General features: G+C 49.9%; 19 protein-coding genes. All 19 read right to left on the reverse strand.

The window, feature by feature from the left end:
* Positions 1 to 2: 2 nt before the first annotated feature.
* The 19 genes from nuoH to wecB all read right to left on the reverse strand — a co-directional run bounded on the left by nuoH (position 3) and on the right by wecB (position 18,600).
* Positions 3 to 1,010: an NADH-quinone oxidoreductase subunit NuoH gene (nuoH, locus tag JZI27_RS13230; protein ID WP_122907915.1), complete on the reverse strand. Its 1,008-nt coding sequence runs from the start codon at positions 1,008 to 1,010 to the stop codon at positions 3 to 5.
* Complete coding sequence (locus JZI27_RS13235; protein WP_122907916.1) at positions 1,010 to 2,158, reverse strand: NADH-quinone oxidoreductase subunit D; 1,149 nt, start codon at positions 2,156 to 2,158, stop codon at positions 1,010 to 1,012. Before JZI27_RS13235 ends, nuoH begins: the two co-directional genes overlap by 1 nt.
* Positions 2,159 to 2,161: 3 nt before the next feature.
* Positions 2,162 to 3,157: an NADH-quinone oxidoreductase subunit C gene (locus tag JZI27_RS13240; RefSeq protein ID WP_280207775.1), complete on the reverse strand. Its 996-nt coding sequence runs from the start codon at positions 3,155 to 3,157 to the stop codon at positions 2,162 to 2,164.
* Positions 3,154 to 3,672 (reverse strand): NuoB/complex I 20 kDa subunit family protein, encoded by a 519-nt coding sequence (locus tag JZI27_RS13245; protein WP_122907918.1) that lies wholly within the window; start codon positions 3,670 to 3,672, stop codon positions 3,154 to 3,156. Before JZI27_RS13245 ends, JZI27_RS13240 begins: the two co-directional genes overlap by 4 nt.
* The gene (locus tag JZI27_RS13250; RefSeq protein ID WP_122907919.1) at positions 3,663 to 4,031 is read right to left on the reverse strand and encodes an NADH-quinone oxidoreductase subunit A; all 369 of its coding nucleotides are present in this window, start codon (positions 4,029 to 4,031) and stop codon (positions 3,663 to 3,665) included. The genes JZI27_RS13245 and JZI27_RS13250 overlap by 10 nt, the downstream gene beginning before the upstream one ends.
* Before the next feature lie 267 nt (positions 4,032 to 4,298).
* A complete protein-coding gene (locus JZI27_RS13255; RefSeq protein WP_122907920.1) occupies positions 4,299 to 5,039 on the reverse strand; it encodes a DUF6042 family protein in 741 nt (246 codons plus the stop codon).
* A gap of 230 nt (positions 5,040 to 5,269) precedes the next feature.
* Positions 5,270 to 5,668, reverse strand: a complete 399-nt coding sequence (locus JZI27_RS13260; protein WP_122907921.1) for a F0F1 ATP synthase subunit epsilon — start codon at positions 5,666 to 5,668, stop codon at positions 5,270 to 5,272.
* 27 nt (positions 5,669 to 5,695) lie between these two features.
* Positions 5,696 to 7,105, reverse strand: a complete 1,410-nt coding sequence (gene atpD, locus JZI27_RS13265; RefSeq protein WP_280207776.1) for a F0F1 ATP synthase subunit beta — start codon at positions 7,103 to 7,105, stop codon at positions 5,696 to 5,698.
* Positions 7,106 to 7,153: 48 nt separating this feature from the next.
* Positions 7,154 to 8,017 carry an ATP synthase F1 subunit gamma gene (gene atpG, locus JZI27_RS13270; RefSeq protein WP_122907923.1) on the reverse strand — a complete coding sequence of 288 codons (864 nt, stop codon included), beginning with the start codon at positions 8,015 to 8,017 and terminating at the stop codon, positions 7,154 to 7,156.
* Positions 8,018 to 8,091: 74 nt separating this feature from the next.
* Positions 8,092 to 9,603, reverse strand: a complete 1,512-nt coding sequence (atpA, locus tag JZI27_RS13275; protein ID WP_280207777.1) for a F0F1 ATP synthase subunit alpha — start codon at positions 9,601 to 9,603, stop codon at positions 8,092 to 8,094.
* A 47-nt stretch (positions 9,604 to 9,650) separates the two neighbouring features.
* Positions 9,651 to 10,178: a F0F1 ATP synthase subunit delta gene (locus JZI27_RS13280; RefSeq protein WP_280207778.1), complete on the reverse strand. Its 528-nt coding sequence runs from the start codon at positions 10,176 to 10,178 to the stop codon at positions 9,651 to 9,653.
* Positions 10,175 to 10,678 carry a F0F1 ATP synthase subunit B gene (atpF, locus tag JZI27_RS13285; RefSeq protein ID WP_280207779.1) on the reverse strand — a complete coding sequence of 168 codons (504 nt, stop codon included), beginning with the start codon at positions 10,676 to 10,678 and terminating at the stop codon, positions 10,175 to 10,177. Before atpF ends, JZI27_RS13280 begins: the two co-directional genes overlap by 4 nt.
* A gap of 123 nt (positions 10,679 to 10,801) precedes the next feature.
* Entirely contained in the window at positions 10,802 to 11,023 is a 222-nt protein-coding gene (gene atpE, locus JZI27_RS13290) for a F0F1 ATP synthase subunit C (protein WP_057134194.1), read from the reverse strand.
* 51 nt (positions 11,024 to 11,074) lie between these two features.
* Positions 11,075 to 11,890: a F0F1 ATP synthase subunit A gene (gene atpB, locus JZI27_RS13295; RefSeq protein ID WP_122907926.1), complete on the reverse strand. Its 816-nt coding sequence runs from the start codon at positions 11,888 to 11,890 to the stop codon at positions 11,075 to 11,077.
* 71 nt (positions 11,891 to 11,961) lie between these two features.
* A complete protein-coding gene (locus JZI27_RS13300) occupies positions 11,962 to 12,330 on the reverse strand; it encodes an ATP synthase subunit I (protein WP_122907927.1) in 369 nt (122 codons plus the stop codon).
* A gap of 11 nt (positions 12,331 to 12,341) precedes the next feature.
* Complete coding sequence (locus JZI27_RS13305; RefSeq protein WP_122907928.1) at positions 12,342 to 12,551, reverse strand: AtpZ/AtpI family protein; 210 nt, start codon at positions 12,549 to 12,551, stop codon at positions 12,342 to 12,344.
* A 144-nt stretch (positions 12,552 to 12,695) separates the two neighbouring features.
* Entirely contained in the window at positions 12,696 to 13,886 is a 1,191-nt protein-coding gene (locus JZI27_RS13310; RefSeq protein WP_280207780.1) for an acetyl-CoA C-acetyltransferase, read from the reverse strand.
* Positions 13,887 to 14,051: 165 nt separating this feature from the next.
* Positions 14,052 to 17,189, reverse strand: coding sequence for a phosphodiester glycosidase family protein (locus tag JZI27_RS13315; protein ID WP_280207781.1), 3,138 nt, complete (start codon positions 17,187 to 17,189; stop codon positions 14,052 to 14,054).
* A 253-nt stretch (positions 17,190 to 17,442) separates the two neighbouring features.
* A complete protein-coding gene (gene wecB / locus JZI27_RS13320) occupies positions 17,443 to 18,600 on the reverse strand; it encodes a non-hydrolyzing UDP-N-acetylglucosamine 2-epimerase (protein WP_251242645.1) in 1,158 nt (385 codons plus the stop codon).
* Positions 18,601 to 18,615 lie beyond the last annotated feature (15 nt).

The raw sequence follows: 18,615 nt of genomic DNA on the forward strand, positions 1-18,615 counted from the left end.
GCTTAGAACATGCCACTTTGATAGGAAACTACCACGGCAGTAAGCAAAATATTGAACAACGCCACTGGCAAAAGCACTTTCCAGGCAAATGACATCAACTGATCCACGCGCATCCGCGGCATCGTGGCACGCAACCAAAACTGGAAGAACACATAGGCAGAAAACTTTAATATAAACCAGATGATTCCCGGGATAAAGTCTAATTGCGGAATGATTGGCAACCAGCCACCCAGGAACAGAACCGTGATCAACGTCGCCATACCGAACATGTAGACGTATTCCGCCAGCATGAACATCGCAAAGCGAAAACCGGAGTACTCGACGTGATAACCGGATACCAGCTCTGACTCTGCTTCCGGCAGGTCAAATGGCGTACGGTTCAGCTCAGCTTGTGCCGCGATAATAAAGACGACAAACCCGAGAAATTGCGGAATGATATTCCACATATCCCGCTGCGCTTCTACGATCTCTCTGAGGTTCATGCTGCCTGTCAGCAACACGACCCCTACGACAGACATGACCAACGGCACTTCGTAGCTGATCATCTGAGCAGCGGAGCGAAGACCACCAATCAGCGAATATTTGTTGTTGGAGGCCCAGCCTGCCGTAATCACGCCCAATACAGTAATTCCGGATAAAGCAATGTAGTAGAGAAGTCCAATACCCAGATCCGCGAACTGAATGCTCTCTGTAAAAGGCATGACGGCAAGCACACCGAATGCAGGAGCATACGCCAGGATTGGAGCTAGAGTAAAGAGGGCTCTATCCGCATTCTTTGGTCGCGTATCTTCTTTGATCAGCAGCTTGGTTACATCCGCTACGGTTTGCAAAAGTCCCAATGGACCGACTCGGTTGGGACCGATGCGCAGCTGCATCCAGCCGATTACTTTTCGTTCAAAATAAATCGCATAGGTGACGAAGCCCAGCAATACAGCCAGCAGTACGACTGCCGCCAAGACAAACCAGAGTGTATTTCCCAATGAAGGTGCCTGCTGTAAAAGCTCGCTCATTAACAGTCGACCTCCCCGAGCACGATGTCGATGCTACCCAGAATCGCAATCATGTTGGAAATGCTTTGTCCCTCCAATAATTTGGGCAGGATCTGTAGATTGGTAAACGATGGACGCCTGAATTTCAATCTCCAAGGCTTATCTTTACCGGTACTGGAAATGTAGCACCCGATCTCCCCACGTGGCGACTCAATCCTCACATAGGCCTCACCAGCAGGAGGACGAATGACACGTGGTACTTTTCCAAGCACTTCCCCTTCGCTAGGGAACTGTTCCAGTGCCTGTTCCAATATTCGCAATGACTGTACAACTTCAGCCATTCTCAGATGGTAGCGAGTCGTACAATCTCCACCCGTCCCTGTCGGAACATCAAACTCAAAGCGGTCATAGATGCAGTAGGGCTCGTTCTTGCGCAGATCCCAATTGACCCCTGTAGAGCGAAGCATGACGCCAGACAGAGAATAATCAAGTGCGGTTTTCTCATCAAACTTGCCGATTCCTTCAATCCGGCTAAGGAAGATTTCATTGCCCGTCACGAGCTGGTGGTAACTGTCCAATTCCTTCTTCATGTATTGAACAAATTCCTTTGTTTTCTCGATCCAGCCTGGAGGGGCATCCCATTTGACGCCACCGATGCGCATGTAGTTGAACGTCATGCGGGCACCGCACAGCTCATTGAACAAATCCAGGATTTTTTCCCGATCGCGGAACGCATAGAGAAAGGGGCCCATTGCTCCAAGGTCCAGCAAAAACGTTCCCCACCAGACCAGATGGCTGGCTACGCGATTCAATTCCATCGCGATCAATCGAAGAAACTGGGCACGCTCCGGAATTTCCAAACCCATCATCGTCTCTACGGCATGGCATAATACATAGTTGTTCGTCATGCCTGATACGTAGTCCATCCGGTCGGTATACGGAATAATCTGTGTGTACGTCAGGTTCTCCGCCAGCTTTTCCGTCCCACGGTGAAGGTAACCCATGACAGGAATGGCTTCCTTAATCGTTTCCCCGTCGATTTTCACTACCAAACGAAAAACGCCGTGCGTGCTGGGATGCTGAGGGCCGACGTTCAAGAGCATCTCTTCGGTTCGAATACCTGTATCAGAAGAGGTCTCTACATGTGTCGTGAGGATGTTCTGGTTCATCTGCTACACCTCCTCGTCGTATTGCACGTAATCCTTGCGCAGCGGATATCCTACCCAATCATCCGGCAGCAAAATCCGACGCAAATCGCTATGTCCCGGGAAATGAATCCCGAGCAAGTCGAAAGTTTCCCGTTCGTTCCAGTTGGCCCCCTGCCACAAATCCATCACGGATGCCACGCTTGCCTGTTCTCGTCCTGTTTTGACTTTTACGGCAACGCTTTGCTGATTTTTATAAGAATAGAAATGGTAATAGACTTCTAATCGATCTTCGTAATCGACTCCATGCAAATCCGACAGGTAATCAAAGGCGAGCTGTTCGTCACTTTTAAGAAAAGTCGCGACGTCGTGCCACCGCTCATTTTGAATCACCAAAGTCGGAACCTCTTTACTCAATTCATTAATATAGGAGGCCTCCAGTACATCAGCGCCAAACGCTTCTGTCAGACAAGCCACATACTTGTCGAGATAAGGCTGATTTTTGGAAGGAGCTTTTGGAGTTTCTTCTTCTCCACCTGCTTCTCCAGATGCTTGGGCAGCTTTCGCTTTTGCCGCCGCTGCCGCTGCAGCTTTTGCTTTGGCAGCGGCCGCTGCTTTCGCCTTGGCATCGTCTCCGCCCTCGTCGCCACCTTGACCAGCTGCTTCACGGGCCGCTTTTGCTTTCGCTGCTGCCGCAGCGGCTGCCTTGGCTTTCGCTGCTGCCGCAGCTTTTGCCTTTGCGTCAGCGTCACTACCTGCCTCTTCGCCTTGCTCTGCCGCTTCCTTCGCCGCCTTGGCTTTTGCGAGCGCTTCTGCGGCTGCCGCTTTTTTCGCGGCTGCCTTTTCTTCCGGCGTCATTTCCGAGACTGGCTTGCTCGCTGGTGCGGATTCAGAAGCAGGAGTACTCGCTTCTGCTTGAGCGGCGGCTTCCTTCGCTTCCTTCGCCGCTCTTGCCTTGGCCATTGCCTCAGCGGCTGCTTTTGCTTTTTCCTCCGGCGTCGGTTTGCGATTCTCTTCCGTCATCGACTGGTCACCTGCTTCCCAGTCTTCGCCTCATAGCGAATCTTTTCTTGTAGCTTGTTAATCCCATAGATCAACGCTGCAGGATTAGGTGGACAACCCGGTATATATACATCCACCGGAACAATCTGGTCAACACCTTTGACCACGCTGTAGGATTTTACGTACGGACCACCGGCTGTCGCACAGGAGCCCATCGCAATGACCCATTTCGGCTCAGGCATTTGATCGTACAATCGGCGCAGCAACGGTGCCATTTTTTTGGTTACCGTACCCGCTACGATCATCACGTCGGATTGTCTCGGCGAGGCGCGAAAAATCACACCAAAACGGTCCAGGTCATAACGCGCCCCACCTGCACCCATCATCTCAATCGCACAACAGGCCAAACCAAAAGTTAAAGGCCAGAGCGAATTGCTTCGCACCCAACCCTTTACCGTTTCCAGTGTTGTAAACATGACGTTCCTATCCAATTCTTCTTGCAGTTCAGGCGCAATGCTCGTCAGGTCTAGTTCCATTCCAGCACCTTCTTTCTCCATGCGTAAATCAATCCAACGACTAGCAAGGTGATAAAGATCGCCATTTCTACCAGTGCAAAAAGACCAAGTTCTTTGTAAGCAACAGCCCACGGGTATAGAAAGAGCGTCTCTACATCAAAAATCACAAACATCAAGGCAAAGATGTAATACTTTACATTGAAGCGAACCCAACTGTCACCAACTGGAATGTTACCGCTTTCATAAGTCGTTTGTTTTTCTGCAGTCGGTTTTTTCGGACGCAACAACGGGCCAACAAAGCTAACAGTAGCCACGGGCAACAACACACCAAGAATCAAAAAAATGGCGACAATGACGTAATTGTTGGTATAGATGTCCATTACCCACGTTCCCTTCTGTCCCTCATGGTAAAAAACTGTTTTTTCTGCCTTTTAAAGATGTGGTTCTCCTTTCGATCTTTCCTTACGCATTCTGATACTGCTAGAAAAAAATACCTTTATCATTATAGCAAATCCGCCAGAGAGTGTCTAACGAAAGCCTTCCACCTCAGGTATATAAAGGAAAAAACTCAGAGAAAATTTCCCTAAGTTTTTCCAAACGTTCATGCATATTCTAAGTGTGGCTCTGTAAAGGCTTGGCCAAACGCATTATTGAACGTTATTACCAAACTGCTGACCCAGGAAGTCTTCGTATACGCGTTCCCACACGACTGTAAATTTCATTTTCTCATCGTCTGGAATCTCAAGCATATTATCAATAGCCTCTTCCAAATATGGTGTCAGCTTGATCAATACTTCGGACAACATCTCGTCGTTCGTATTCAACATCTCTTTCAGCTCATCTTTAGACAAGTTGAAGGTGTTCTCATCATGTTCATGCAGTTGCATGATCAGCTTGCTGAACATAGGATGCACCAATGCTTCCAGCTTGACATAGGACAGCGCCAATTGCTCCGCCTCTGTCAGCTCAAACAGATTGATGACATCTGGGAAGGGCTGTACTGGGATATCCCAAACATCTTGCTTGTCAATCAACAAGCCCCATTTGGAAAAGAGCTGGACGGCTTCTTCTCGGGAGCTTGGATATTCGTAGTTGGAACGGCTAAAGAATGCCTTGTGCTTGTTCAACAGCTTCACATAGCCTTCATAGTCACTCTCAGACTTGAACATGTCAGGTGTTGGCGGAGCAAAGGTTCCTTGAAGTCCCTTGAATTCGTTTAGTTCCTTTTCCATTTCTGCTTTCGTCTCGAATTTAGTGACAACAAAGCAGAGAGCTTGAAACAGGACGTTCATTTCATGGGGCAATACGTTGGACCAGCCGTTTGCCGTAAAGCCACTTGGAATGACAATCCCATTATTGTTTTGACGAATATCGCGAATCGTTTGCATCACTTACACTCTCCTTTATTCCCATTCGCCAATACAGTACGTCCCAAATGAAAAAAATGTTAATTGGCAGGGCATTAGGTCTATTATACACAAAAATACCGAGGAATTACCAACTTCAAATATCATGCCCGCAAAGAAGGTCTGCTCATGCATGGTACCTGAATTACACGGTAATTTGCGTCCTCTAAACGAAAAATCCCCGCAACCACAAAGGGTGCGGGGATACCTGATTACTTCGTCACATCAATACGTGCAAGAGCACGTTGCAGTGAACGTTCAGCACGCTGAACATCGAGCTCAGGATACTTCTCGGACAAGCGCTTTTCGGCACGACCTTTGGATGCCTTCGCGCGCTCAACGTCAATATCTCCTGGCATTTCAGCTGTTTCAGCGAGGATGGTTACTTTGTCGCCACGCACTTCCATGAAGCCGCCGCTTACAGCCATCCGCACTACTTGATCGCCTTCTACCTTGATTTGAACAGGCGCTATTTTCAACGGGGTAACCATCGGCATATGTTTAGGCAAGATACCGAGATCCCCTTGAACGCCGCGGGCAATGACCATTGAGGCTTGACCACTGTAGACAACCCGTTCAGGAGTTACGACTTCAACTGTCATCTTACTCACTTACTGGTCTCCCCTTTCCAGGGTGTCTTACGCCATAGACTTCGCTTTTTCAACCGCTTCTTCAATCGTTCCTACATAGAGGAATGCGCTCTCTGGCAGATGATCGTGCTTGCCTTCAAGGATTTCCTTGAAGCTGCGAACGGTTTCTTTCAGAGGCACGTATTGTCCTGGGTTACCGGTAAATTGTTCGGCAACGTGGAAGGACTGGGACAGGAAACGTTGAATGCGGCGAGCGCGTCCAACGACTTGTTTGTCCTCGTCGCTCAACTCGTCCATACCGAGAATCGCGATGATATCTTGCAACTCTTTGTAGCGTTGCAGGATTTTTTGCACGCCACGTGCTACGTCGTAGTGTTCTTGACCTACAACGTCTGGAGACAGAGCACGGGAAGTAGACGCGAGTGGGTCAACCGCAGGGAAGATCCCCAACTCAGCGATGGAACGCTCCAGGTTGGTTGTCGCGTCCAAGTGAGCAAACGTAGTAGCGGGAGCCGGGTCAGTATAGTCATCCGCTGGTACGTAGATCGCTTGAATGGACGTTACGGAACCTTTTTTCGTGGAAGTAATACGCTCTTGCAATTGACCCATCTCAGTAGCCAGGGTTGGTTGGTAACCTACCGCAGATGGCATACGGCCCAAGAGAGCGGATACTTCAGAACCCGCTTGAGTAAAGCGGAAAATGTTATCGATAAACAGCAACACGTCACGGCCTTCTTCATCACGGAAGTATTCCGCCATAGTCAGACCAGTCAATGCTACACGAAGACGAGCACCAGGTGGTTCGTTCATTTGACCGAATACCATCGCGGTTTTCGGCAGAACGCCTGCGTCTTTCATCTCATGGTACAAGTCGTTCCCTTCACGGGTACGCTCACCTACACCGGCAAATACGGAGATACCGCCGTGCTCTTGCGCGATGTTGTTGATCAGCTCTTGAATGGTAACGGTTTTACCTACACCCGCACCACCGAACAGACCAATCTTACCACCCTTGATATACGGAGCGAGCAAGTCAATAACTTTGATACCTGTTTCCAGGATCTCAACCGTTGTCGCTTGGTCTACGAATTCAGGGGCTTTGCGGTGAATAGGGTCACGACGCTCTACGTTACCCAATTCCTGCAGGTCGATTGGTTCACCCAGTACGTTAAATACGCGTCCGAGGGTAACAGCACCTACTGGAACGGAGATAGATGCACCAGTATCAACCGCTTCCATACCGCGAACCAAACCATCGGTGGAAGACATCGCTACGGTACGAACCATGTTGTCACCCAGGTGAGTCGCAACCTCGACGGTCAAATCGATGTCGCGCTCTCCAGCGCTTTGTGCTTTATGCTGAATTTTGATCGCATTGTAAATGGCAGGTAGGTGTCCGCGGTCGAACTCGATGTCAACAACCGGACCCATTACCTGAACCACGCGTCCATTCGCCATGTTACTTTTTCCCTCCTGTAAAGCTAAATTGGGAGCTATTCGCTGCCATTACGCCTGTGCGTTGGCACCTGCGACGATCTCGGAAATTTCTTGTGTAATGGCTGCCTGACGGGCACGGTTGTACTGCAACGTGTATCGATTAATCATGTCTGTTGCGTTGTCTGTCGCGTTGCCCATAGCAGTCATACGGGAACCTTCTTCGGACGCCTTCGCTTCAAGCAAGGCGCTGTACACCAGTGTTTCCGCATACTTCGGCAGCAAGACGCTCAGTACTTCCTCCGAGGACGGCTCATACTCGTAATCCATCTTGCGCTCCGTGTTGCCTTCAGGGGCTTCCAACGGCAGCAAGCGTTTTACGGTCGGGATCTGCGTAATCGCACTTTGGAACTTGTTGTAGCACAGGTACAGCTCATCAATCTTTTCATCAGAAAAATATTGTACGGCGTTTCCTGCGACTTTTTTGATATCCGCAAAGGACGGGTTGTCTTTCAGGCCAGTAATCTCTTCCAGAACAGGGTAGCCGCGCTTGGTGAAAAAGTCACGACCTTTTCGTCCGATTACAAAGATCCCATACTCATCCTTGGACTTATGCTTTTCAGCAATGGTGTTCACGACTGCTCGAAGCATATTGGCATTGTAACCGCCAGCAAGTCCACGGTCAGATGTAATGACGATGTAACCAGTCTTTTTCACTGGACGCGACTGCAGCATCGGATGCTTGGAGCCAGACGTACCGCTCGCAATGCTTGCGATCACTTCCTGAATTTTATCAGCATAGGGACGCGCTGCTTCAGCTCGCTCCTGATTGCGGCGAAGCTTGGCAGCCGCCACCATTTTCATCGCTTTGGTGATCTGGCGCGTATTTTTTGTACTTTTAATACTGCGTCGAATCTCGCGAATTCCTTTAGCCACTCGTTTTCACCACCTTGAGAACGCATGCCCGAGCGATACCGCCCGGCATGCATCTGATGTCGAACCGTGAATAATTAGCGCGTTACCGAAAAGCCCTTTTTGAACTGTTCGATCGCCGCGTTAAATTCTTTTTCATCTGGAAGATCTTTTGTCGTACGGATATGCTCCAACAATTGTGGTGCGTTGGATTCCAGGTAAGACAGAAGCTCTTTCTCAAAGCGGCCAACGTCTGCAACTGGAATATCGTCGAGGAAACCTCTTGTTGCTGTATAAATAGAAGCTACTTGCTTCTCGACTGGCATTGGTTCGAATTGACCTTGCTTCATGATTTCCATCAAGCGCTCACCACGAGTCAAACGTGCTTGAGTCGCTTTATCCAGGTCGGAACCGAACTGCGCAAATGCTGCCAACTCACGGTATTGAGCCAACTCGAGCTTGAGTGGACCTGCTACCTTTTTCATGGCTTTAATTTGCGCCGAACCACCTACACGGGATACGGACAGACCCGTGTTCACGGCAGGACGTTGACCTGCGTTGAAGAGGTCAGTCTCAAGGAAGATCTGACCGTCAGTGATGGAAATCACGTTGGTCGGAATGTATGCGGAGATATCGCCTGCTTGTGTTTCGATAAATGGCAGAGCCGTAATGGATCCGGCACCCAAATCATCGGAAAGCTTCGCTGCGCGCTCCAACAAACGGGAGTGCAAGTAGAATACGTCACCAGGGTACGCTTCACGGCCTGGAGGACGACGGAGCAACAGGGACATTTCGCGGTATGCGGCAGCCTGTTTGGACAGGTCATCATACACGCAGAGAACGTGTTGTCCTTTGTACATGAAGTACTCACCCATGGTTACACCGGTATAAGGAGCCAGGTACAGCATCGGAGCTGGGTCAGAAGCTGTAGCGGATACGACGATTGTGTATTCCAGAGCGCCTGCTTTACGCAGGGTTTCTACGATGTTAGCAACAGTCGATTGCTTTTGACCGATCGCCACGTAGATACAAATCATGTTTTGGCCTTTTTGGTTGATAATGGTGTCCAAAGCAACAGCGGTTTTACCGGTTTGACGGTCACCAATGATCAATTCACGCTGTCCGCGGCCAACTGGGATCATCGCGTCAATCGCTTTGATACCGGTTTGCAGTGGTTCATGTACGGATTTACGTGCCATTACACCAGGAGCTGGGCTTTCGATCGGACGGAAGCCATCGTTCGCGATTGGTCCTTGACCATCGATCGGTTGACCCAATGGGTTCACGACGCGGCCAAGCATTGCTTCACCAACAGGAACCTCCATAACGCGACCTGTACGTTTCACTGTGTCGCCTTCCTTAATGTCACGGAAAGGCCCCATGATAACCGCACCCACGTTATCTTCTTCCAAGTTGAGTACCATACCCATTACGCCATTTTGGAACTCGAGAAGCTCCCCTTGCATGGCTTTTTCCAAACCGTGAATGCGGGCAATACCGTCACCTACCTGGATGACTGTGCCAACATCCACAACTTCGATTTCAGATTTAAAGTTAGCGATCCGCTCTTTGATGAGGGAGCTAATCTCTTCTGGTCTGATTGCACTCACTTCATTCACCCCATTCATCCAACTTCTTAGTAGAGGTACTGCCTGCCTTACGCTTTTTGCGCGAAGGATTCCAGCTTGGTCTTCATGCTGCCATCGTATAGACGGTCGCCAATCTTGATGATGATCCCACCCAGAATAGACGGATCTACTACTGCAGTCAGACGCAGCTTTTTATTCAATGTTTGTCCGAACTTCTCTGCCAATTCCGCTTGCTCTTCGGAGCTGAGTGGTTGAGCACTGGTTACAACGGCATCTGCAATGCCACGCGCGTTGTTTGCCAGTTGGACAAAGGAACGATAGATATCAACCAGTTGCAATTCGCGTCCATTTTCAATCAGGACGCCCAGGAAGTTGAAAGTCTCTTCTCCCACGTGGCTTTTGAACAGGTCATCAACCAGCGATTGCTTGGCAGCCGCCGCAATATGCGGGTGGAGGATGATTTTGGAGAGATCTTCGCTTTGCTCTACAGCTTGCACGATCGCACCCAGATCTGCCTCTACCTGATCGATTTTCCCACGTTCGCTCGCCACATCAAACAAGGCACGAGCGTAACGCTTTCCTACCGCGCTACTCATAAGCGATCTCCCACTTGTGCGAGAAACTTATCAACGGTAGATTTTTGCGCTGCTTCATCCAGTTCTTTCTCGATGATCTTGGAAGCCAAGAGTACGGAAATGCTGGTCAATTCACCGCGCAGTTCAGCTTTCGCTTTTTCTACTTCACGAGCAAGCTCAGCTTTTGCGCCTGCTTTCATGCTTTCTGTCGCAGCTTGTGCTTCTGCTACGATTTTGGCAGCTTCATCAGAAGCTTGCTTAACAGCACGGTCGATGATTGCCTTGGATTCAGAGCGAGCTTCATCCAGAACCTTGCGTTGTTCAGCCAGAAGCGCTTCCGCTTCTTGACGATTTCGTTCAGCAGAACTGATTTCGTTCTCAACATGCTGACGGCGTTTTTCCATAACGGCCATAAGCGGCCCCATTGCATACTTGTTTACAACCCACAGCAAAATCAAGAATACGATAGCCTGGGTAAGCATCGAACCCCATTCAAGGGATACGGCACCTAAGTCTAACATGCTTTTCACTCCTTCCTCAGTAGCAGGAGAATATCTTAATAAATGGATAACATCATACGTAACTTTTTTTACAAAAGGAAGGCGAAGGTCGAGCCCTCGCCTATCTTACTTTTATTGTTCCAATTACAGCTTACCGTAGAGCATGAAACCGATAGCTACTGCGATAATTGGAACCGCCTCGACCAGACCCAAACCAAGGAACATGATACCCATCAGGCTGCTTCTTGCTTCTGGTTGACGAGCAACGCCATCAATTGTTTTAGAAATTACGAGGGAGTTACCGATTGCAGCACCGAATGCTGCGAGACCAAATACGATACCAATTGCCAAAGCCAAACCTTCCATTGTTTAAAAACCTCCTTAGTATTGTGTAAGCATTAGGAATATCCTAGAACATTAATGTTGGTCATTTGCCTGCTGGGAAATATAAACCATTGTGAGCGTTGTAAAGATGTACGCTTGAACGGCACCAACAAAAACAGAGTATCCAAGCCAGACGAACAACGGAATCGATCCGAGAACTCCCAAGGAAAGCAGGAATGCGATCAAGATCTCACCCGCAAAGATGTTACCAAACAAACGAAGTGGAAGCGTGAGAGGTTTAATGACGAACTCTTCAAGAATGTGTAATGGATTGAGCAGTGTATGCTTCGCCCATCCTCCAAAACTCTTCTGAATCCCGATGATATGAGAATACAAGAGCACGACAAAAGCCAGTGCAAACGTCACACTTGGTGCTGCGGTCGGTGATTTCCACCAAGCCACTACAACCCCGTGACTGTTCGGATCTTGGGAGGTCAGTTCTTCCATGACTATCTCCCGTTTTGCTAACTCAGCTTCTTCAGTTCCTGAGATCGTAATCAGCTTGATAAAACTTTCACTTGCTTGCTGATCAGCAGTATTGTGATGAGCTGTCATCACGTTTGTTGCTAGACCCAGCCAGTTCCCGATCAGGATGTAAAGAATCAAAGCAACTCCCAACCCGATAAAACGGAAAGCCGTCTTCGTATCCATAAACTGTCCAGCAATCCCTCTTACGAAGTCAACAATCCACTCCAAGAAGTTTTGCCCTTTGCCAGGAACACCTGACTGCAGGTTGCGAGTCAGTCTCAGGATAAGCCATATCACGATTAGAGTGGTTACCACCATCATGATGAGTGTGGGTATGTCAAACACCATTCCCATCCATTCAAATCGCAGCGTATAATGCATGTATTTCACCCCTTTCTTCCGCGTGAATCTGCTGCAAAAATGTGCATGTACATAAGAAAACCAGATGCAATCTATTTAAAGGAGCGATACACAAAAATAGAGCCTAGCACCAAATAGAGGAACAGACCGATCAAAACGCCCGATACCACGAACGTCTCTGGAAAGCGAATCGTAAGGAAGACGGCAAATCCCGCTACCAAAATGCGCGTCAACATGCCAGTTCCTTTCGGCCGCACGCCAGGATCGATAGTACTCTGACCTACTCGCCAGACTTTGCTAAACAACACTGCACCATTCATGAGACTTCCGCTCATTCCGAGCAAAAGGCTTTGCAAGAAAATCCGATACTCCGGCAACAGTGCCCACAGTATCAAGACGATCGATACGCAGAAAAAGGCATAACGAAATGTAGCTCGTATAGCCGCGGTAAACGTTTGCATCTTCCATCTCCCTAGAGATAGCCCCGAACTATGCGATAGACGCTATAAACGCCCACACCCAATCCTAACAGCAGGCCAACCACTAGAAATAAAGGGTTGGTAGCGAAGAGACCATCCAGATATTTGCCGAGAAGTACTCCCCCAACAACACAAATGGCCAAGTCTCCACCGATCAAGGTGACCAGTGTAATGGCTCGCCAAGGATTATCGATTTTTGGCACAGGACGTTCTCCTTTCATTTATAAGGAGAGGGAAGGTGAAAATAGCCCCTTTGCCCTCATCCATATTAACGAAGAATTATTCCTTTTGTCAATCTAGGTCTCATTGTGTACACAAACCGTTCACAATTCCTCCAAATGCTAGAATCAAATCTTTTCGACAACTGTTGCAACGCCTTGTCCGCCACCAATACACAGGGTTGCTAAACCATATTTTACCCCTTCACGCTTTTGTAATTCGTGAACGAGCGTTACGAGGATTCTGGCGCCACTTGCACCGATTGGATGGCCTAGCGCGATTGCCCCACCATTGACGTTCAATTTCTCACGATCCAAGCCTAGCGCTTTGCCTACTGCCAAGGACTGTACGGCAAATGCTTCGTTGGCTTCGATCAGATCCATCTGCTCGAGGGAAAGGCCCGCTTTATCCAGAACGCGCTGTGTTGCTGGTACCGGACCGTAGCCCATGATGCTTGGGTCGACTCCTGCGCTCGCATTGGCAATAATTCGAGCAAGCGGTTTTACACCTAGCTCATCTGCCTTTTCTTTTGACATGATCAAAAGAGCTGCTGCACCATCGTTAATACCCGATGCATTGCCAGCCGTTACGCTGCCATCCTTTTTGAAGGCTGGCTTTAATTTGCCCAGTCCCTCAGCCGTTACGCCAGCGCGCGGAAACTCATCTACCTGGAACAGCACCGGCTCGCCTTTTCGTTGGGGAATTGGTACAGGCACGATCTCTTCCTGGAAGCGTCCGCTCGCCAAGGCCTGCTGCGCTTTTTCCTGGCTCCAGGCTGCAAACTCGTCCTGCTCCTCGCGGCCGATCTCATACTTGCTGCACAGATTTTCTGCCGTAATCCCCATGTGGTAATCGTTGAACGCACACCAGAGACCATCGCGAATCATGGAGTCGACCACTTTTTGATCGCCCATACGATAGCCTGAGCGCGCTCCTTCCATAAGATAAGGCGCCTGACTCATATTTTCCATACCGCCAGCCAGAACGACATCCGAATCGCCGCTTACGATTGCTTGTACGGCCAGGTGAACAGCTTTCAAACCGGAGCCGCATACCTTATTGATCGTCAACGATGGCACTTCATGAGCCAAGCCTGCACGAATGGAAGCCTGACGTGCCGGATTCTGACCAAGCCCTGCCTGCAGCACGTTGCCCATAATGACTTCATCTACAGCGTCCTTGGATACTCCAGCACGCTCCAATGCTGCTTCTAATACAATACCGCCCAGCTGCGTAGCACTAATCCCCGCGAGCGCCCCTTGAAAACTCCCGATTGCTGTACGTACGGCACTGGCAATAACGATTTCCTTTTGACTCATCGTTTTTCACTCCTCGCACCCTAACATGATGTTCACGCTTTCATATGATTCCATCTTTTTCGATTTTCTCCTGCTTTGCAAGGAAAATACACCACACATTCCGTTAGCAAAATCAGGCTTCCTCCACTGTGAAAGGAAGCCTAGCTACCGACTTACGGTCGTTCATTATTGCTGATGCAGAATTCTGTAGAGTGCCACGACGCAAACCGCGCGTGTCGTCGCTTTGTTCGGGTCAAATTTTCCGCCGACAGGGTCAACCAGTCCAAGTCCAACCACGTTGTTGATCGACGAAGCTGCCCAGGATGGCCAAGTCTTGGAATCCGAGACGGACTTAGCCGTTCCTTTTTTATTCATCATGCGATCGAGGATCACCGCCGCTTCTGCACGCGTCACTGGCTGATCCGGCTTGAAGGTATTGTCAGCATACCCCTTGACCAGACCTTTGGCGACAGCGACCTGTACCGCTCCCTGTGCATAGTCTGGTATCTTGTCTTTGAATTTCAGCTGCGCTGAGGCCGGCAGCTCCCATTCAAACGTACGCGCCAACAGCGTGACGAATTGTGCGCGGGTCAATGAAGCTTCCGGACCAAAGGTCGTTGCGGTCAAGCCTTTGACATAACCCTGGTTCGCCATATAGGTAATTTCAGCTTTTGCAGGATGGTTCGCGATATCGACGAACGCCGCACCTGGCATATCGAGATAATAAGGCACGTATTTACCGAAGGAATTCACCTCGTAGACCCATTCCCCTTGTGCATTGAGGGTGCCCAAAAGCGGATCCAGCGTGTTGTTCACTTCGTTGACGTACAGCAATCCGATTCCTTTACCGGCAAGCCAATTCTTCGGCACGAGCTTCAATTCAGCCGGTACTGTCGAACTCATATTTTGTTGATCGCCATTCGGCTTGATGGTAAACGAGTAGTCTGCCGGTACGTAACCAGGCAGTTGCTGCTCGATGATCGAATCTACATCGATGGTAACGCTGTCAAGGGAGGAAGCTGCCCGCGCAAACGAATACTTCACGTCGAGCTCGCTGCCCAATGAGAGACTGCCCGGAATCTCCGGTACGACGATCGCACCGTTTGGCTTGCCCGCCTGATTTGGCAGGAGCAGCGACATCTCGTCGAAGTAGAGCGTGCCTTTGTCCTGCGTAATGCCATCGTTTGCCTGATCCACGACGTAGATGCTCTTCAGCTGCAAAGGATAAGCCACTCCGCCCGGGAAGTACCCCTTCACTTGTTTCCAGCCGGACCAGTCTATCTCTTTTGCCAGATCGACGTATACCGGCTTGCCGTTCGCATCAATCACTTCCGCTCGCAGCCAATGTCTGCTGTTGTCTCCATATACCCACATTCCGATTCCAATCGGATTGCCAGGAATCATTACCGGTTTTGCTCCTAGCACACCATACGCGATACGCATTTCCGAGCTCGGTGCCCCCGAGAAATTGTACACCAGCTTGCCAGCCTTCTTCGTGCGGAAAACGGGTTCCGTAACGGCAGCAAAGGCTCCGCTAGAGCTGATGCTGACAGGCAATGCCGTATGGTACATGCCTACCTGGTTGTCGAAGGTGAGCCACGGCTGTTCAAATTGGCCAACAGCAAAAGGAACTCTTGTGCTTACACCATCATAGGAGATCGTCAACGTTCCATTGCCAGGCTGCTCTCCGGCCACCAGCTGTAGCTTGTCATTGACGCTGGCTACAGCAGAATCCACGCTGACCTGTACGCTTTGCGGCGTTGCTGTCAGAGTCGCGCCCTTCTTTGTCTTCAATTTGATATCGAGTGTCAAGGCTTGTCCTGGGGCAACCGTAATTGGATTCGGCGTCACCGTAATCTGCTGAATATCCTGACCGGAGACGACCTGAATCGCCTTACTCTGCACCACATTGCCCGATCTTCCTGAAATCGTAACGGCACCGGAGCGTGTAGGGGTAAAATGCTGTCCTTGTATCGTTCCCGCATCGGTATCCCAAGCAACCTGAGACGCATTGAGCGCGTATGGCAGGTAGTGAATGTCATAGCCTTTGCTTGCATTTAATGTCACAGTCTGACCGATCAGGATGTCTGTCGGTACATCAATCTGAAAGCCTCTCAGATCGCCACCCGTAGGAGCCGTGTTGAAGACAGCCAGCCCAGTCGGTACGCGCCGTTCTGTGCCTCCCGTTGGACGGACGGCCAAATTGGCATGGATATCACCCAGCATGCGAGCAGACATGGTTGTCGATCCGCCGCCATCAAAGTTCACAGCCCGAAAAGACCCGATCTCAGCCATAATTCTGGCCAACTCATCCAAATAAACGCCTTTATTCCCCTCTACTGTCACCATGTACAGGGTCTTGCCGTCCTGGGAAGCACCGACAGCCGTACGGGCATTGAGGGATGTAATGGATTTGTCTGCCTGGAATGAGGTCAGCGCTTTTCCTTGATCGACGAGCAGGACGTTCCCTCCGACAGCTTGTACCCAATCTTGATTGAGCGGTGTCGTTTGGTACTCTACTTTTGCTGTAGAGCCAACCGGGAATTGCTGCTTCAAAAATTCGGCTGCTGCTCCGTGTCCCCACAGGACATAGCCATTGTAAGGTATGTAAAAGCCCGGCTGATTAACACGTACTTCTTTCGCTACGTTATCGACGAAGAGAACTTCGACGACATCCTTATAGCCGGAGATTGTCCCCAAGCTCGTTTGCCCAAAGGCAGGTGTATACATGTTCAACTGATTTTGGTGACTTTTTCGGCCCTCGCTTGGGTTGTACTCTTCCTTATTGATCCCCTGTAGCGGGTATGCGGTTCCGCTGTTTGTCGTCACTTTTCCATTAAATCCGAACTTTTCGACGAGAGCGGTCTTATCGGAAGTGATGCCTAAGCTGTACCAGTACGAGATCAGTCCCATCGATGAAACCAACTGCTGATCCTTCATGACGATGCCAAAGGGAGCCCCTCTTTTGGTCATGTTGAAAAAGTCCGCGTTGATGGCCGCCACAGCTCCCGTTTCTCTCGCCATTTGGGTAATCGTTTGACGCTCTGTCAGCCTGCCATTGGTTCCGTAAATGGGCTTAACCTCTACATACGGATTGTTCAGATCCACCTTGGTGACCATGACCGTGACGGCCTGATCTCCATATGATTTGGTATATTTGATTAATGTGGTCCCTTCCCCAATTGGCGTTTGCCACATCATCTGCAATGCACTTGTCTCCGATCTGGCCTGTGCGACATTTGTCGCAAGTGGCACAAACGGAACAAAAGCTCCCCAGGCCATCGTGCTGGCCGTGAGCAGCGTAACGACATTCCGCGCTCTCATGTTGGTGACTCCTCTCCGTTTACCGAACTCTTTTTTCATCTATCTGCTGCTGAACATGTCTAAACTGGCCACTGCCAGTGGTATTTGATAAGCAGACAACTAGTAGTTAGACGCACGAGGTGGATTGATAGTTTCGGATTTTTTCCATTTTCATTCCTTACAAATCATGACAAATCTTTCGAATAGGCTGGCAATGAGAAAAACCGTCCGGGGTTCGCTTACTTCCGGACGGTTTCTTTCACACGATGAGCGATTATGATTTAGATTGACCGGGCACAAATGGAGCAGGTCGTTCGGCACGCATGCCATAGTGATGAAGGATCGCTTCCACGATGCGCCGTGATGCCTCGCCATCGCCGTATGGGTTGGCGGCGTGCGCCATTTCATCATACGCCTTTGGATTCGTCAGCAGTTCCTTTGTCATCTGATAGACCTGAGCTTCATCCGTTCCCGCGAGCTTCAACGTCCCGGCAGCGATGCCCTCGGGGCGTTCCGTCGTATCACGCAGCACCAGAACGGGTACGCCGAGCGAAGGAGCTTCCTCCTGTACGCCGCCCGAATCCGTCAAGATCAGGTGAGCACGTGCAGCGAGGTTGTGGAAATCGAATGCATCCAACGGATCGATCAATACGATACGCTGATGATCGCCCAGCACCTCCTGCGCTACTTCCTGCACAGCTGGATTCAGGTGAACCGGATACACGACAGCGATTTCCGGATGCTCGTCTACCAACCTTCTGACGGCGCGGAAAATTCTCCGCATGGGTTCTCCGAGATTCTCCCGGCGATGTGCGGTCATGAGCACCATTTTGTGGTCAGATACACGTTCCAGGACAGGATGTGTGTAATCCTCACGTACGGTCGTTTTCAAGGCATCAATAGCGGTGTTGCCGGTAATGTAAATGGCTTCTTCGGGCTTGTTCTCGCGCCTCAGATTGTCAGCCGCTCCATCCGTTGGGGAGAAGTGCAGATCAGCCATTACGCCAGTCAGCTGACGATTCATCTCCTCCGGAAACGGCGAGTACTTGTCCCATGTCCGCAGTCCCGCCTCTACATGACCAATCGTGACCTGGTTGTAAAAAGCAGCCAGACTCGCGACAAAGGTCGTCGACGTATCCCCGTGTACCAGCACGATGTCAGGCTTCACTTCCTTGATCACCGCATCCAGACTTTGCAAGGCGCGTGTCGTCACATCCACCAAAGTCTGTCTGTCCTTCATGATATTTAAATCATAATCAGGTGTAATCTCAAAAATCTCCAGGACTTGATCCAGCATCTGACGATGTTGGGCGGTCACGCAAACGACCGACTCAATCTGTTCACTGTATGTGTTCAATTCATGAACCAGCGGAGCCATCTTTATCGCTTCCGGACGTGTGCCGAAAACCGTCATTACTTTACATGTCTTCATCGGATTTCCTCTCCT

Source organism: Brevibacillus sp. AY1, from assembly GCF_029870785.1.
Classification (GTDB): Bacteria; Bacillota; Bacilli; order Brevibacillales; family Brevibacillaceae; genus Brevibacillus; species Brevibacillus invocatus.

Excerpts from the sequence above, each read along its gene's own strand:
- JZI27_RS13235 (WP_122907916.1), bottom strand. The coding sequence starts at position 2,158 with ATGAACCAGAACATCCTCACGACACATGTAGAGACCTCTTCTGATACA.
- wecB (WP_251242645.1), bottom strand. The coding sequence starts at position 18,600 with ATGAAGACATGTAAAGTAATGACGGTTTTCGGCACACGTCCGGAAGCG.
- atpB (WP_122907926.1), bottom strand. The coding sequence starts at position 11,890 with ATGCATTATACGCTGCGATTTGAATGGATGGGAATGGTGTTTGACATA.
- JZI27_RS13245 (WP_122907918.1), bottom strand. The coding sequence starts at position 3,672 with ATGGAACTAGACCTGACGAGCATTGCGCCTGAACTGCAAGAAGAATTG.
- JZI27_RS13315 (WP_280207781.1), bottom strand. The coding sequence starts at position 17,189 with ATGAGAGCGCGGAATGTCGTTACGCTGCTCACGGCCAGCACGATGGCC.
- nuoH (WP_122907915.1), bottom strand. The coding sequence starts at position 1,010 with ATGAGCGAGCTTTTACAGCAGGCACCTTCATTGGGAAATACACTCTGG.
- JZI27_RS13280 (WP_280207778.1), bottom strand. The coding sequence starts at position 10,178 with ATGAGTAGCGCGGTAGGAAAGCGTTACGCTCGTGCCTTGTTTGATGTG.
- JZI27_RS13255 (WP_122907920.1), bottom strand. The coding sequence starts at position 5,039 with ATGCAAACGATTCGCGATATTCGTCAAAACAATAATGGGATTGTCATT.
- atpF (WP_280207779.1), bottom strand. The coding sequence starts at position 10,678 with ATGTTAGACTTAGGTGCCGTATCCCTTGAATGGGGTTCGATGCTTACC.
- JZI27_RS13310 (WP_280207780.1), bottom strand. The coding sequence starts at position 13,886 with ATGAGTCAAAAGGAAATCGTTATTGCCAGTGCCGTACGTACAGCAATC.
- JZI27_RS13240 (WP_280207775.1), bottom strand. The coding sequence starts at position 3,157 with ATGACGGAAGAGAATCGCAAACCGACGCCGGAGGAAAAAGCAAAAGCA.
- JZI27_RS13250 (WP_122907919.1), bottom strand. The coding sequence starts at position 4,031 with ATGGACATCTATACCAACAATTACGTCATTGTCGCCATTTTTTTGATT.
- JZI27_RS13300 (WP_122907927.1), bottom strand. The coding sequence starts at position 12,330 with ATGCAAACGTTTACCGCGGCTATACGAGCTACATTTCGTTATGCCTTT.
- atpE (WP_057134194.1), bottom strand. The coding sequence starts at position 11,023 with ATGGAAGGTTTGGCTTTGGCAATTGGTATCGTATTTGGTCTCGCAGCA.
- atpD (WP_280207776.1), bottom strand. The coding sequence starts at position 7,105 with ATGGCGAATGGACGCGTGGTTCAGGTAATGGGTCCGGTTGTTGACATC.